Raw genomic sequence first — 14,653 nt, 5'->3', positions numbered from 1 at the left:
CGTTTCGACCGCCACGGAGAGCAGAGGTGGGGTGGTGGAGAAACCGGGTGCGAAGTCCAAGGATATTGATTTAGCGGCGGATTGTCGAAGAGGCCGTGATTGCGGCTGCCGAGGCCGAGTCGCCATTTCTGTCCGGGCTGGAAATGTTTCCATCCTGACTGCGAAGACCTGGGCCGACGCGAGTTGGCCCACTTTCCCCGGTGGTGACCAGGTGTCCTCGGCAGGGCTGGAACCAGCAAAACAGATCACTTATTCGCATGAACCGCGTCGATCATCGTATCGCGGAGGTTAAAAAGGTTTTAACCCTCTTCGGTGATTCCCCTGATGTTCGTTTACATACGGTGGCCCCACGTCCTACGCACGGATCGACGAAAGGGCCCACATCAGCATGTCCGACTCTGACCCGTCAGGAAACGGTCCGCTCGACGGCTGCCTGGTGATCGAGCTGTCCCATGCTCTGGCCGGCCCGCACGCTGCGATGATGCTCGGCGATCTGGGCGCACGGGTGATCAAGATCGAGACGCCCGGCCACGGCGACGAGGCCCGCGGCTGGGGTCCGCCTTTCGTCGGTCCGGATCAGACACCCGAATCCACGTACTTTCTCTCCTGCAACCGCAACAAGGAATCCGTCACCGCCGACCTCAAGACTGAGCAGGGCCGGGAACTGCTCACGCGGCTGCTGCGCCAAGCGGACGTACTCGTTGAGAACTTCCGCCCTGGCGTTCTGGAGCGCCTCGGGTTCCCGTTGCAGCAAATGCGGGAGGCCAACCCCCAGCTGGTCGTACTCTCCGTGAGTGGGTTCGGCCACGACGGTCCCCACGGCGGCCGTGCCGGCTACGACCAGATCGCCCAGGGCGAAGCCGGACTGATGAGCCTGACCGGTGAACCCGGAGCCCCCGTCAAGGTGGGCACCCCAGTCGCTGACCTGCTGGCCGGGGTCTTCGGTGTGACCGCGGTGCTCGCCGCGCTGCTCGAACGCCACACCACCCAGCGCGGCCAGGTGGTGCGCACCTCACTGCTCTCCTCAGTGGTCGGGCTCCACAGTTTCCAGGGAACAAGCTGGACCATCGCCGGGCAGGAACCGTCGGCCACCGGCAATCAGCACCCCGCCATTGCCCCCTACGGCCTGTTCCACTGTTCGGACGGAGACCTCCAACTAGCAGCCGGAAGTGATCGGTTGTGGCGCGCTGTCGCGGCCATCACCGGTCTGGACCCCGCTGATCCCCGCTACGCCACGAACGCCGACCGGGTCCGGCACCGCACCGACCTGGCCGCCGCCCTCGACGCCGTGTTCGCCCGCGATACCGTCGACGCCTGGATCGAGCGTCTCGACGCGGCCGGCGTACCCGTCGGCCGCGTACGCACCGTGGCCGAAGTCTACTCATGGGAGCAGACCCGCCAGCAGGGCCTACTCATCGATGTCGACCACTCCACTCTCGGCACGATCACCCTGCCCGGACCCCCCTGGCGCTTCGAGACCGGCGGCCGTTCCCGGCACAACGCCCCGCCGACCCTTGGCCAGCACACCACCTCCGTGCGCGCCTGGCTCGACCAGGCCGATCCACCGGCTCCCCATCCCTAGCGCCGCGCCAGCACGGGCCCGCCTCCGACAGGAGCACCAGGCCAGGACACCGAAGGCAACAGGACGGACGACACCATGCCGGGCAACGCACCGCCGAGAGCCGCCGTGTCCCGCAGCCTGTGGCCGACCTGGCTGCGGATCGACCCCTACATCGCGGCTCTGATCGCTACCGTCGCGTGCGCCGCGCTGCTCCCCGCGACCGGCGCCGCCGCTGCACCTACGAGTGCCGCCGCAAATGGCGCGGTCACCGTGCTCTTCTTCCTCTACGGCACACGGCTCTCCTCCCAGGAAGCTGCCGACGGCCTGCGCCACTGGCGCCTCCACCTCGCCATCATCGCCAGCACCTTCATTCTGTTCCCATTACTCGGCGTGGCCGCCCGCTTCCTGGTGCCCCACGTCATCGCGCCACAGCTCTACCCCGGCTTGCTCTACCTGTGTCTCCTGCCATCCACCGTCCAGTCCTCCATCGCCTTCACCGCCATCGCACGCGGCAACGTCGCCGCCGCCATCTGCGCGGGCACATACTCCAGCCTCCTCGGCATGGTCGCCACCCCCCTGCTCGCCACCACCCTGCTGGGCTCAGCCGCAACCTTCTCCCCCGATCGGCTCTTCGCCGTCGCCACCCAACTGCTGCTCCCGTTCCTCACCGGACACCTGCTGCGCCCATGGATCGGCGCCTTCATCAACCGCCGGCACACGGCACTGCGCCTGTTCGACCGCAGCTCAGTGCTTCTGGTCGTTTACACGGCCTTCAGCCAGGGCACTGCACAGGGCATTTGGCACCAGACGGCACCGCTACGACTGCTCACTCTGTTGGCGGTGGAAGTGGTCTTGCTTGCCCTGGTCCTGACCGTCACCGGGATCGGCGCTACGGCGTTGGGGTTCGGGCGTGCGGACCGGATCACGATCGTCTTCGCAGGGTCGAAGAAGAGCCTGGTCAACGGCCTTCCCATGGCCTCGATTCTCTTCGGCGCGAAAGCGGCCCTGGCCGTCCTTCCGGTCATGCTGTTCCATCAGATGCAGCTGATGGTGTGCGCAGTCATTGCCCGACGCTGGTCACGGCACCCCATCATCGAGGCCTCACGGCAGGAGCGGAGCGCCCCGTCCGTCCCGGCAAAGTAGACGCCTTCTACTGGGAGTTGGGCGTCGGCCGGCTATCTGCAACACGGCAAATCACCGCCATGGGTGGGCGCCCTCACGAGTGTCCCGGTCGGCCGTCATTCGAGCAGGGCCTGATACCGCACGGCAGCTGCGTACTGGTGGTGGCTACGCGTCCTCCGGTTGACCGTCGCGTTCTCCGGGTCAGCTGAAGATGCCGGCGTGGCCGAGGGAGCAGCGGCCGGGTCATGGGTATACGCACAGTCCGTGGGGGCCGCGGCCGACGGGGATGCGGGCGTGATCTCGTCGTACGCGGCCGTAGCGCTCATCGCGGATATGTCCAGGTGGTGCTGAGTGTGGCTGCCCAGGTCATGTCCATTGTCCAGGGTGTGGCGGGCCATCGCCGGATGCGTGTCGAGCCAGGTGCCGACCGCCACCTTCGACGTCAGGCGTGCAGGGCCGGGACCTGAGCCCCGGGGTAGATCAGGTGGTCACGGAGCGGCCTACGTGACCATGCGCCGGAGACCGAGAGCCGACCCTGGGCCGAACACGCCCTCAGCCTGCCCGGCCACACCGCGGCCCATTCAGTTGACAACGCCGCCAACACGGCTGTCGCTCTTCTTCGGCCAGATGGCCGACCAACTCGACCGCCGGACGCATCTCCCGGCCGTGAGCCGCAGCCAGCCCCGCGTCGCCTTCAGTGCCATCCGCCCGGGGCCTCAGATCTCCGGTGCCAAGCATGCCGAACAGCGGATCATACGTTTTCCAGCAGGTCGGGGCCGGGTCGACAGCGGGTAGGGCACGTTCGACTACACCGTTGTAGACGGTTTGCTGATCAACCTCTATGGTTAGCCGAGCCTTGCCTAAGCGAAACGGCAGGTTCCTTCGCGTCCGCCCGTTGCCATGGAGTACGTATGTCCAGTTCCCAGATTGCTCTGCTCGGCGCGGTGGCGGGGTTCACGATCTACCTCGGGCTTCCGCTGGGCAGGTTGCGCAACGCCGCGCCCCGGTTGAGGGCGGGCTTGAATGCCGTTGCGATCGGTGTCCTGGTGTTCCTCGTCTGGGACATCCTGACCCATGCGTGGGAGCCCACGGACGCGGCGCTGAGCGACAAGCACTGGGGGACCGCGCTCGTCGGGGGAACGGTGCTGGCTGCCGGGCTGGCGATTGGACTCGCCGGGTTGGTGCATTACGACCGCTGGGCGGCGGCACGGCGGGCCAAGTCCACGCTCCCGCACGGCCCCGGTGCCGCGGATACCGCCGAACTCGCCCCCGCCAAGCGGTCGCAGGCCGGCGAGCTCGCTTTGATGATCGCTACCGGTATCGGGCTGCACAACTTCGCCGAAGGGCTGGCGATCGGCAACTCCGCCGCCCAGGGTGAGATTTCCCTGGCGGTGCTGCTGGTCATCGGTTTCGGTCTGCACAATGCCACCGAAGGGTTCGGCATCGTCGCTCCCCTGGCTGCTGAGGGTGAGCGCCCGACGTGGACGACGCTGCTCTGGCTGGGACTGATCGGCGGCGGGCCGACGTTCCTGGGCACCCTTCTTGGACAGCACCTGGTCAACGACACCTTGTCGATCGCGTTCCTCGGCCTGGCCGCCGGATCCATCCTCTATGTCGTCATCGAACTTCTCGCGGTGGCCCGTCGTGCGGCGGCGTCGAAGGAACTGACGACATGGTGCATCCTGCTCGGCCTGCTCCTCGGATTCGCGACTGATGCCGTAGTCACCGCTGCCGGGGTATGACCCCTTCGCTACACCACCGGGCCCGGTAGCAGAAGGGTGAAGGCCGTGGGGGCGGTGGCGCTGACAGTGAGCCGTCCGCCCGCCGCCTCGGCCATCTCCCGCGCGACCGCCAGTCCGATACCGCTGCCGAACCCAGTGGTGGTGCCCCGTTCGAAAGCGGCCCGCGGGGTGATGCGCAGGGCCCCTTCGTCCGTGACATCCAGGGCGATGGCCCCGGTCGCTTCACGCACGGTGATCAGCACGGTGCCCCGGCCATGTCGCAGCGCGTTGTCGAGGAGGACGTCGAGGACCTGGTCGGTGGTGCGGCCCGGGAGACGAAACGAGCGGGCCTCGGAATGGACCGCGACATCCAGCCGCCGACCCGCTTCGGCGAACGCGCCGTGCCAGCGGCGTTCTGCCCGTGCGATGAGTTCGACGGCGGTTTCATCGGGCGCGGGGACCATGTCGCCGGAAGGTGCGCCGGCCAGGCGAAGGACTTCGTCAACGGTCCGCTGGAGGTGCTGCGATCGTTCGAGTGCGTCCTCGAGTGCCTGTCGCAGCTCTGCGTCGGGGGCCCGGGTCGCGTCCAGCGCGGTTTCGAGTCCGAGCTGCAGTCCTGCCAGTGGGTTGCGCAGCTGGTGTGAGGCATTGGCGCTGAAATGCCGTTCGCGCTGCAGGAGGGTGGTCAGCCGCGCGACCATGGTGTTCTGGGCCGTGGCCAGCTGATCGATCTCCACAATGCCGCAGCGTCCCGCGCGCGCGGTGAGGTCACCGTCGGCGACGGCCTGCGCCGTGCAGGACAGGGACTCCAGGGGTCGGCTGAGTGCCCGCGCTTGCCGCCGGGCGACGGCGATCGCGGCGCCCAGGGCCAGGAGCACCACGCCCAGGAGCGCCAGCCAGGTCAGCAGGATACGGTGCCATACCTCCGAGGTCGGGGTCGTGGCGCGGACGACGCCGATGACCTGTTCCGAGGTCGAGACAGGCACCGCGACGACCAGGTCACTTCCGGAGCCCCCGCGCACCACCACTCCACGGGCCGCACGCCGCGTCACGTCGTCGGCCTGCGCGGAACCCGAGCCCGAGCGCAGCCGCATCGTGAGGTCGTAGACGCCCAGTTGTCCTTCCGTTTCCGGTGCGGGCAGTTCCACTTCGTCACCGGCCGCGAACTGCGGTCCGACGCGGACGGCAGCGGCCAGCGCTGTCCTCTCCAGTTCCCCGCGCTCGTCGTCGAAGAAGGACCGCTGGATCACTACCGCCAGGGGGACGGCGAGCAGGACGAGGGCCACCAGGACCGCGGCGACGGCCACTCGCACCACATGCGCTCTCATAGGCCCATCATGGGCGCCGCTGACTCCCGCGGCCCGGTTACGCGAGGGCAGAGGCGAGGTTTTGTCGTCGTCTAACCCTCGTTGCGCCGGGGTTTTACCGCCCGGTCCCTAGCGTCGTGGTCATCGCAGTCATACCCCCTGTGGAGGCCATCATGACCTTGCGAGGCTCTCTCACCGTCACGGCTGCCCTGTTGGCCGCGGTGGCCATCGCCGGATGCGGCGGCTCCGGCGGCGCCAAGGGTACGACTGCCGTACCCACGACCGCCGGTCCTTCCAACGCCTCCAGCCCCGCCGTCCCGGGCACTTCCGCCGGCAGCCAGACGCCGGCGCCGGTGGAGTCCAATCCGCCCGGTGACATCCCCGACAACCAGGCGTACGTGGCGTACATCCCGGCCGGAGGCGGTTTCCAGGTCAAGGTGCCCGAGGGCTGGGCCCGTACCCAGGCCGGCTCGGTCACGGTCTTCACCGACAAGCTCAACCGTATCGAGGTGTCGCAGAGTGCCGCCCCGACCGCCCCCACGGTGCAGGCAGCGAAGTCGGTGGTCGTGCCCCGGCTGACCCGGGAGGTCCCCGCCTTTGCCCCGGGATCGGCGTCGCTGGCCTCCCGGCAGGCCGGTCAGGCCGTGCTGCTCACCTATCGGGGCAACTCCGCCCCTGACCCGGTGACCGGCAAGGTCATCCGGGACGCCTTCGAGCGGTACGCCTTCCACCAGGCCGGCCGCGAGGTCGTCATTACGGTGTCCGGCCCCGTCAATGCCGACAACGTCGACCCGTGGCGCCTGGTTACCGATTCCTTCCGGTGGCAGTGATGAGCGGAACCGCGCCCGCACGGGCCAAGGACGAGGACATGGCCGGGCCCTACGCCCTCGACGCACGGGACCTCTACCGGTTCTTCCGCTCGGGGGCGGAAGAAACCCTCGCCCTGCGCGGGGTCAGCCTGCACGTCGGCCGAGGGGAGACGGTCGCGGTCGTGGGCCCCTCCGGATCGGGGAAATCGACCCTTCTGGCGTGTCTGGCGGGGTTGGACGAGCCCGCCGGCGGGGTGGTTCGTGTCGGCGGGGAGCGCATCAGCCACCGGCCGGAAGCCGAGCGGGCTCGGGCGCGGATCCGCCGCATCGGCGTGCTGCTGCAGTCCGGCAACCTCATCGCGCACCTCAGCGTGCGCGACAACATTCGCCTCGTCCATATGGCAGCGGGACGCAGCCGAGGTCCGGCGCCGGACGCGGACCGCCTCCTCGAGCAGGTGGGCCTCAGCAGCCGGGCGCGGGCGCTGCCGCATGAACTGGCCGGCGGTGAACTGGCGCGTGCGGGTCTGGCGGTCGCCCTGGCCAACGACCCGGACATCCTGCTCGCCGACGAGCCCACCGGTGAACTCGACGGACAGACCGAGCAGCGGGTACTGGCCCTGCTCAGGGACCGTGCGAAGGACGGCCGCGGGGTCCTCGTGGTCACCCACAGCCCCGAGGTCGTCCGGATCGCCGACCGGGTCATCAGCCTGCGCGACGGAAGGATCGAGTCATGAACGCCCCGATGTCGGCCCGAGCCCCGGCCGACACGGTACTGGTGAGTTGCCAGAACGTCGCGCGGACCTTCGGCAGAGGAGCGGGCGCCGTGGTCGCGGTGCACGGCACCTACTGCCTGGTGCGCGCGCACGACAGGGTCGCGGTCATGGGTCCCTCTGGATCCGGGAAGTCAACGCTGCTGCACCTGATGGCCGGCCTGGAACGGCCGACCGGCGGCACCGTGACCTGGCCCGGTTTCTCCGCCGATGGCGGACTGCGCGCACGGGACGTCGGGGTCGTCTTCCAGAGCCCGAGTCTGATCAACACTCTGGACGTGGCCGAGAACGCCGGTCTCCCGTTGGTCCTGGCCGGCAGGCCCGAGGCCGAGGCCCGGCGGCAGGCGCTCGAAGCGCTCGACCTCGTGGGGGCGGGCGATCTGATGGGCAAGCTTCCCCAGGAGCTCTCCGGCGGCCAGGCCCAACGGGTCGCCATCGCCCGTGTGCTGGCGCTGCGGCCCCGGCTGGTGCTGGCCGATGAACCCACCGGGCAACTGGACCGTGTCACCGGCCGGTACATCGTCGACGTCCTGCTGGGCGTGGCCGACCAGATCGGTGCCGCACTGGTCGTCAGCACGCACGACCCCAGCGTCGGTGAGCGGTTCCCGGCGCGCTGGACGATGTCCGACGGCCGGCTGACCGTTCCCTTCGATTCCGGTCCGCCGACTGCGGGCGCCACTCACCGGGGAGACACACCATGATCGTCACCTGGTCGATCGGCCTGCTGCGGCGGCGCGGTGGCAGATTGCTGGCCACGGCGCTGGGCATCGCGTTGGCCGTGGCACTCATCTCCGCGCTGGGTTCCTTCCTCACCGCGTCGAAGTCGACCATGACGGCCCGCGCGGTCCACTCGGTCGCCGTCGACTGGCAGGTGGAGGTGCAGCCCGGAGCCGATCCCGCCACCGCGCTCGGCACGGTCCGCGCCGCCGCGGGTGTACGGACCGCGCTGCCGGTCGGCTTCGCCCGCAGCACCGGCTTCCAGGCCACGGTCGCAGGTTCGGTACAGAGCACCGGATCGGGGGTCCTGCTCGGTCTCCCGGAAGGCTACCGAGCCGCGTTCCCGCGCGAGATCCGACAGTTGACCGGAGCGGCCGACGGCGTGCTGCTGGCACAGCAGACGGCCGCGAACCTGCATGTGGCACCAGGCGACACGGTGCGCATCGGCCGGCCGGGCGCGAGCCCCGTGTCCGTCACGGTGGCAGGCGTCGTCGACCTGCCGCAGGCCGACTCGCTGTTCCAGAAGGTCGGTGCCCCGCCCCAGACGCAGCCCTCCGCACCACCCGACAACGTCATCCTGCTCCCCGCCGCCGTGTTCAGCACCCTGACGACCCCGGTGAAGGCCGTCGACCCGGCTGCCGTCACCACCCAGATCCACGTGGCCCGCGACGCGCGCCTGCCGCAGGACCCCGCCGCCGCCTACTCGGCGGTCACCAGTGCGGCCCACAACCTCGAAGCGCACCTGTCCGGCGGCGTACTCGTGGGCGACAACCTCGGCGCCTCCCTCGCCGCGGCGCGCCAGGACGCCCTCTACGCTCAGATTCTCTTCCTGTTCCTGGGCGCTCCCGGAGCTGTCCTGGCCGCCCTGCTGACTGCGGCACTGGCGGGTGCGGGCGCCGGCCGGCGTCGCCGCGAACAGGCACTGCTGCGCACCCGGGGGCTGCGGCCCCGCCAGGTGGCCCGGCTCGCCGCGGTGGAAGCCGGAGTGGTCGGGCTGGCCGGTGGCGCGGTCGGGATCGGAATCGCCGCGCTGGCCGGGCGGCTGGCCCTCGGCACCGCATCGTTCGGCGCCACCACCGCCTCGGCCGCCGCATGGTCCGCCCTCGCCCTGATCCTGGGGTTCGCCATCGCGACCGGAGTCGTGCTGCTGCCTGCTCTGCGGGATCTGCGGGCCGGCACCGTGGCCGAGGCGCGGCTCACGGTCGGGCGCGGCCGCAACGCGCTGTGGATGCGGTGGGGTCTGGACGTCGTACTGCTGGTGGTCTCCCTCCTGGTCTTCCGGGCGTCCAGCGGCAACAACTACGCGCTGGTGCTGGCCCCGGAAGGTGTGGCCGCCATCTCGGTGTCCTACTGGGCGTTCCTGGGCCCGGCCCTGCTCTGGCTGGGCTCCGCGCTCCTACTGTGGCGGCTGGCAACAACGGTTCTGGCCCACGGCCGTCGGCCGTTGGCCCGGCTGGTCAGGCCGCTGACGGGAACGCTGGCCGGGGCGACCGCCGCGAGCATGTCGCGCCAGCACCGTCCGCTGGCGCGGTCCATGGTGCTGCTGGCGCTCGCGGTCTCGTTCGCCGCCTCCACCGCGACCTTCAACGCGACCTACCGCCAGCAGGCGGAAGTCGATGCCCAGCTCACGAACGGCGCGGATGTCACGGTCACGCAGTCGCCGGGTTCCACCACCGGACCCGGCGGCGCGAGCGCTCTGGCCTCGGTCGCCGGAGTGCGGCACGTCGAGCCGTTGCAGCACCGGTTCGCGTACGTCGGTTCCGATCTGCAGGACCTGTACGGGGTGCGGCCGTCCACGATCACCTCCGCCACGTCCTTGCAGGACGCCTACTTCTCCGGCGGCAGTGCTCAGAGCCTGATGCAGCGGCTTGCCGCCCGGCCCGACTCCGTCCTGGTCAGCGACGAAACCGTGAAGGACTTCCAGCTCGCCCCCGGAGACCTGCTGAATCTGCGCCTGCAGGACAGTCGCAGACAGCAGCTCCGGACTGTGGCCTTCCACTACGCGGGCATCGTCAAGGAATTCCCGACCGCCCCCCATGACAGCTTCTTCGTCGCGAACGCCGACTACATCGCCAAGACCACCGGCAGTGACGCGGTCGGCGCCTTCCTGGTCGACACCGGCGGCACCCACCAGAAGGACGTGGCCGCGGCGCTGCGGAGCCGGCTCGGCACCGGGGCGAGCGTCACCGACGTTACGCAGGCACGGTCCTCGGTCGGCTCCAGCCTCACCTCGGTCGACCTCGCCGGACTGACGCGGATCGAGCTCGCCTTCTCGATCCTGCTGGCCGCGGCGGCAGGCGGCATCGTTCTGGCCCTGGGCCTGGCGGAACGCCGCCGCACCTTCGCGATCGCCACCGTGCTCGGGGCCTCCAGGCGGCAGCTGCGGGGGCTGGTTCTCAGCGAAGCCGCCGCTGTGCTCACCGGTGGAGTGCTCGGTGGCGCCGTGATCGCCTGGGCGCTGTCGCAGATGCTCGTCAAGGTACTGACCGGGGTCTTCGACCCGCCGCCCAGCACGGTGGCCGTGCCCTGGCAGTACCTGGGCCTGACCCTGCTGATCACCATGACCGCGCTGGCAGCCGCTGCCCTGGCCGCGGCCCGCGCCTCCCACCGGCCGGCCGTCGAGGAGCTGCGGGAACTCTGACGGCCCACCAGGCCGGCGGGGCAGGCGCCACGCTCGCCCTGGTGTCTGTCCCGCTCCTGCCTGCCGGGCCCCCTACGCTTTGGAGCATGCCCATGGCCACCGCATCCGACCGGCCCGCCGCTCTGGTGATCGAGGACGACGAGACCATCGGACGCCACCTGCACACCGGCCTGCTCGGCAACGGATACAGCGCTACCTGGTGCCGCACCGGGACATCCGGTCTGAGCGCGGCGCACAGCGCCCGCCCCGACGTCGTCCTCCTGGACCTCGGCCTGCCCGACATGGACGGCATCGACGTCGCCCGCAGCCTCCGCGCGGACCACCCCGATCTGCTCATCGTCATCCTGACCGCCCGCTCCGACGAGATCGATGTCATCGCCGGCCTGGACGCGGGCGCTGATGACTACCTCGTCAAGCCCTTCAGCCTGACCGTTCTGCTCGCCCGGCTCCGCGCCCACCTGCGCCGCCGCCCCACGACCGCGCCGGAGGGCCCGGCGTCGCTCGTGATCGGTGCCCTGACGCTGGATATCGCCGCGCGGCGCTGCCTGCTCAACGGTGCGGAAATCCTTCTGCGCGCGAAGGAGTTCGAACTCCTGGCCGTACTGTGCCGCAACCAGGGCGCGGCAGTCTCCCGGGAGGACCTGATGGCACAGGTCTGGGACGAGAACTGGTTCGGCCCCACGAAGACCCTGGACGTCACCATGGCCTCCTTGCGCCGCCGCCTGCACCATGCCGCTGCCACAGCGCCGATCCCCACCCGGCCGCTGGAGATCACCACCCTGCGGGGGCACGGCTACCGGCTCGAGCGACCGGAGAGCGGGTAGGGACTTCTGACATGGACTCCTGCAGGAGCTTCGCGGCTACCGCGGCCCCGGCCGGTGGCGGGCAGACCACGTAGTCAGGTTGTGTTCAGGTGGGCCGTGGCAGCCTCGCGCCATGACGATCACGACGGAATGGTCCGGGGCCGCGCCCACGCGCCGCCAGATGTTGAACAAGGTCCCGGAAGTCACGATCTACTTCTGGATCATCAAAGTGCTCTGCACCACCGTGGGCGAGACGGCAGCGGATTTCCTGAACAGCAATCTCGACCTCGGCCTGACCAACACGACCTACATCATGGCCGGCCTGCTGATCATCACACTGTTCTTCCAATTCATGGTGAAGAAGTACGTGCCCGCGATCTACTGGATGGCGGTCGTTCTGATCAGCGTGGTCGGCACGCTGGTCACCGACAATCTCACGGACAACTTCGGAGTTCCGCTCGCGACCACCGCCGTCCTGTTCGCCGTCGCGCTGGCCGCCACCTTCGCGATCTGGTTCGCGAGTGAGAAGACGCTGTCCATCCACAGCATCGTCACGGTGCGGCGCGAAGCCTTCTACTGGGCGGCCATTCTGTTCACCTTCGCCTTGGGCACTGCCGCGGGCGATCTCACCGCGGAGCAGCTCGGTCTGGGCTACTGGGTGTCGACGGTCGTCTTCGGGGCGCTGATCGCCCTTGTCGCGCTGGCGCACACCGGCATCAGGCTGAACGCGGTGGTGGCCTTCTGGATCGCCTACATCCTGACGCGCCCCCTCGGCGCCTCGCTGGGTGACTACCTTTCGCAGCCAGGTGACGAGGGCGGCCTCGGCCTGGGAACGGTCGGGACCAGCGCCCTGTTCCTCGTGACGATCTCCGCTCTCGTCGCCTTCCTCTCCTTCACCCGCAAGGACCAGACGGACCCCGGAACCGCAGAACCCGTCGCGCGCGACCTCGTCCGGGGCACCTCGGAAACCGGGCAATACTGACCCCGTGGCCGTTCACACCCCTTCCCACCGCGACGCGCCGTCCGAACGCCGGGCCGAGCCGGCCGAAGGACCCGGCGCGCCGCCCGGCCCGGCCGCCCGCAGGACGCGGCCCCTGGTGCTGGTCGTCGAGGACGATCACGCGCTGAGGGACGTGCTGGCCCGAGGACTCCGCGAGGAGGACTTCGAGGTCGTGACCGCCGCCGACGGCCGCAGCGCGCTGCGAACCCTTGCCGCCACCGGCCACCCGGACGCCGTGGTGCTGGATGTCGGCCTACCGGACTCCGACGGACGCGATGTGTGCCAGGCCATGCGGGCCCGCGGCCTGGTCGCACCGGTGCTGTTCCTGACCGCGCGCGACGGACTGACCGACCGCCTGTCGGGCTTCTCCGCGGGAGGCGACGACTACCTGTCCAAGCCGTTCCACATGAGCGAGCTCGCCGCGCGACTGCGGGCGGCCCTGCGGCGCACCGGAAGCGAACGCGTGGCGCACGGCGCCGGGATCCGACTCGACCCGGCGCGGCATCTGCTCGAGGTGCGCGACCGCACCGCATCCCTGACACCCACCGAGTTCCGGCTCCTGGCCTGCCTGATGGCCGAGCCCGGCGCGGTGGTGCGCCGGCGGACCCTGATCCGCACGGGGTGGCCCGACGGCGCCAGCGTCAGCGACAACACGCTCGACCAGTTCCTGGCGCGGCTGCGCCGCAAATTGCGGGAAGTGGACGCGGCCGAAGGCATCGAGACCGTCCGCGGAGTCGGATACCGGTTCGCATGAGACGCCTCACGCTCCGCCCGGCCACCCTGCGGGGCCGACTCGCACTGCTCGCTCTGGCCACCACCGCGATATGGGTGGCACTGCTCACAACCGCGTTCAACGTGGTGCTCGACGCCCGGCTGCGCGCGCAGGCCGATGATCTGCTGCGCACGCGTGCGGCCGCCGTCGCCGCCACCGTCGAAGTGCGGTCCAACGGCTCACTCACCGTCCATGAACCGTCCGACGACCATGTCCTGGACACCGGAATCTGGATCTACCAGGGCCGGCACGTCGTGGAAGGCCCGCCGCCACCGGGCGGCCCGCAGGCATGGGCCGACCGGCTCGCCGGCGGGGAAGGGTTCGCGGACGAGTCGTCCGGCACCGCACCGTTCCGGCTGTACGCCCTGCCGATCCGGGACCGCGGCCGACAGGTGGGCACGGTCGTCGCCGCGGTGGAGGTCACTCCGTACCGCCACACGGCCCAGACCGCACTCATCGGGTCGATCGGACTGGCCGTACTGCTGCTCGGGGGCGTCTACCCGGTGACCCGCGCGGTCGTCGCCCGGGCACTGCGCCCGGTGTCCGTCATGAGCCGGCAAGCGGCACGGTGGAGCGGGGAGGACGCCGGTCACCGGTTCGGAGCGGAGCGACGCCCGGCGGAACTGGCTGACCTGGCAAGGACACTTGACGGACTTCTGGACCGGCTCGCCGCTGTGCTCCGGCACGAGCAGCAGCTGACCGGAGAGATGTCACACGAGCTGCGCACCCCCCTGGCCGCTCTCACCGCCGAGGTCGAATGGCTGCAGGCCAGGCCGCGCGGCGCCGAGGAACAGGAGACCGCGCACCAGGCCATCGCCTCCGGCGCCGCCCGCATGCACGACATCGTCGAAACGCTGCTCACCGAAGCGCGCACCCGCGGCTCCGAGACATCCGGACGATGTTCGCTGCATGAGGTGATCGTGGATGTCGCGCGCCGCAGCGCTGAGGATCATCCCCAGGATCCTCCGGTTGTGCTGCGAACCGGCATCGACGGGGAGACCGCCACCGTAGGCGTCTCCGCTCCGCTTCTGGAGCGGATCCTGGCGCCGCTCCTGGACAATGCCCGCCGCTACGCGGTGCGGTGCGTGGTGATCGACTATGCGGCAGCTCCGGGACAGAGCGTAGAGGTCAGGGTCTCCGACGACGGTCCCGGGATTCCGGCCGACCTGTGGGGAGATGTCTTCGAACCGGGATTCCGGGCCGCTCCCGCCAGCAGCCACGACGGAGCCGGCCTGGGCCTGCCACTCGCACGCCGCCTCGCGCGGGCGGCAGGGGGTGAGATCACGGTGTCTCCTGCCGATACCGGCGCCCGCTTCGTGGTCTCACTTCCCGCCGGATAAGGCATATTGTCCGGGGTAATGTGACCAGGAGCTGGTTGTGACGGGCCGCGTCACCGATTCGCGGACAAGAGGGTTCCAGCGTTCCAGCTG

13 protein-coding genes are annotated in these 14,653 nt (G+C 69.9%); 11 read left to right on the top strand and 2 right to left on the bottom strand.

The features are described from left to right. Window positions 1-388 precede the first annotated feature (388 nt). Both LNW72_RS01310 and LNW72_RS01305 read left to right on the top strand, forming a co-directional pair. Entirely contained in the window at window positions 389-1,582 is a 1,194-nt protein-coding gene (locus LNW72_RS01310) for a CoA transferase (RefSeq protein ID WP_250973589.1), read from the top strand. Between the two features lie 75 nt (window positions 1,583-1,657). Further along, on the top strand, window positions 1,658-2,704 hold the full coding sequence (locus LNW72_RS01305; RefSeq protein ID WP_285369192.1) for a bile acid:sodium symporter family protein: 1,047 nt from the start codon (window positions 1,658-1,660) through the stop codon (window positions 2,702-2,704). A 95-nt stretch (window positions 2,705-2,799) separates the two neighbouring features. On the opposite strand, the gene LNW72_RS41990 is transcribed toward LNW72_RS01305, so the two are convergent. After that, the gene (locus LNW72_RS41990) at window positions 2,800-3,081 is read right to left on the bottom strand and encodes a hypothetical protein (RefSeq protein ID WP_374117390.1); all 282 of its coding nucleotides are present in this window, start codon (window positions 3,079-3,081) and stop codon (window positions 2,800-2,802) included. A gap of 513 nt (window positions 3,082-3,594) precedes the next feature. Between LNW72_RS41990 and LNW72_RS01295 the strand changes: the two genes are divergently transcribed. Then, window positions 3,595-4,425 carry a ZIP family metal transporter gene (locus LNW72_RS01295; protein WP_250973587.1) on the top strand — a complete coding sequence of 277 codons (831 nt, stop codon included), beginning with the start codon at window positions 3,595-3,597 and terminating at the stop codon, window positions 4,423-4,425. A gap of 8 nt (window positions 4,426-4,433) precedes the next feature. Here the strand turns inward: LNW72_RS01295 and LNW72_RS01290 are convergent, their stop codons facing one another. After that, the gene (locus LNW72_RS01290; RefSeq protein WP_250973586.1) at window positions 4,434-5,732 is read right to left on the bottom strand and encodes a HAMP domain-containing sensor histidine kinase; all 1,299 of its coding nucleotides are present in this window, start codon (window positions 5,730-5,732) and stop codon (window positions 4,434-4,436) included. Window positions 5,733-5,884: 152 nt separating this feature from the next. Between LNW72_RS01290 and LNW72_RS01285 the strand changes: the two genes are divergently transcribed. The 8 genes from LNW72_RS01285 (at window position 5,885) to LNW72_RS01250 (ending at window position 14,563) form a co-directional block, all read left to right on the top strand. Continuing rightward, entirely contained in the window at window positions 5,885-6,541 is a 657-nt protein-coding gene (locus LNW72_RS01285) for a hypothetical protein (RefSeq protein WP_250973585.1), read from the top strand. Further along, window positions 6,541-7,254: an ABC transporter ATP-binding protein gene (locus LNW72_RS01280; RefSeq protein ID WP_250973584.1), complete on the top strand. Its 714-nt coding sequence runs from the start codon at window positions 6,541-6,543 to the stop codon at window positions 7,252-7,254. The genes LNW72_RS01285 and LNW72_RS01280 overlap by 1 nt, the downstream gene beginning before the upstream one ends. After that, window positions 7,251-7,991: an ABC transporter ATP-binding protein gene (locus tag LNW72_RS01275; RefSeq protein WP_250973583.1), complete on the top strand. Its 741-nt coding sequence runs from the start codon at window positions 7,251-7,253 to the stop codon at window positions 7,989-7,991. The genes LNW72_RS01280 and LNW72_RS01275 overlap by 4 nt, the downstream gene beginning before the upstream one ends. Then, window positions 7,988-10,648: an FtsX-like permease family protein gene (locus LNW72_RS01270; RefSeq protein WP_250973582.1), complete on the top strand. Its 2,661-nt coding sequence runs from the start codon at window positions 7,988-7,990 to the stop codon at window positions 10,646-10,648. Before LNW72_RS01275 ends, LNW72_RS01270 begins: the two co-directional genes overlap by 4 nt. A gap of 86 nt (window positions 10,649-10,734) precedes the next feature. Continuing rightward, window positions 10,735-11,472, top strand: a complete 738-nt coding sequence (locus tag LNW72_RS01265) for a response regulator transcription factor (RefSeq protein ID WP_250973581.1) — start codon at window positions 10,735-10,737, stop codon at window positions 11,470-11,472. Window positions 11,473-11,584: 112 nt separating this feature from the next. Next, on the top strand, window positions 11,585-12,433 hold the full coding sequence (locus LNW72_RS01260; protein WP_250973580.1) for a hypothetical protein: 849 nt from the start codon (window positions 11,585-11,587) through the stop codon (window positions 12,431-12,433). 112 nt (window positions 12,434-12,545) lie between these two features. Beyond that, window positions 12,546-13,205 carry a response regulator transcription factor gene (locus LNW72_RS01255; RefSeq protein ID WP_250979970.1) on the top strand — a complete coding sequence of 220 codons (660 nt, stop codon included), beginning with the start codon at window positions 12,546-12,548 and terminating at the stop codon, window positions 13,203-13,205. Next, window positions 13,202-14,563 carry a HAMP domain-containing sensor histidine kinase gene (locus tag LNW72_RS01250; RefSeq protein ID WP_250973579.1) on the top strand — a complete coding sequence of 454 codons (1,362 nt, stop codon included), beginning with the start codon at window positions 13,202-13,204 and terminating at the stop codon, window positions 14,561-14,563. The genes LNW72_RS01255 and LNW72_RS01250 overlap by 4 nt, the downstream gene beginning before the upstream one ends. Window positions 14,564-14,653 lie beyond the last annotated feature (90 nt).

Source organism: Streptomyces sp. RKAG293 (assembly GCF_023701745.1).
In the GTDB taxonomy this organism is placed as follows: Bacteria; Actinomycetota; Actinomycetes; order Streptomycetales; family Streptomycetaceae; genus Actinacidiphila.
The sequence above is the reverse complement of the archived record's forward strand: the minus strand, read 5'-3'. Positions and strand labels throughout refer to the sequence as shown.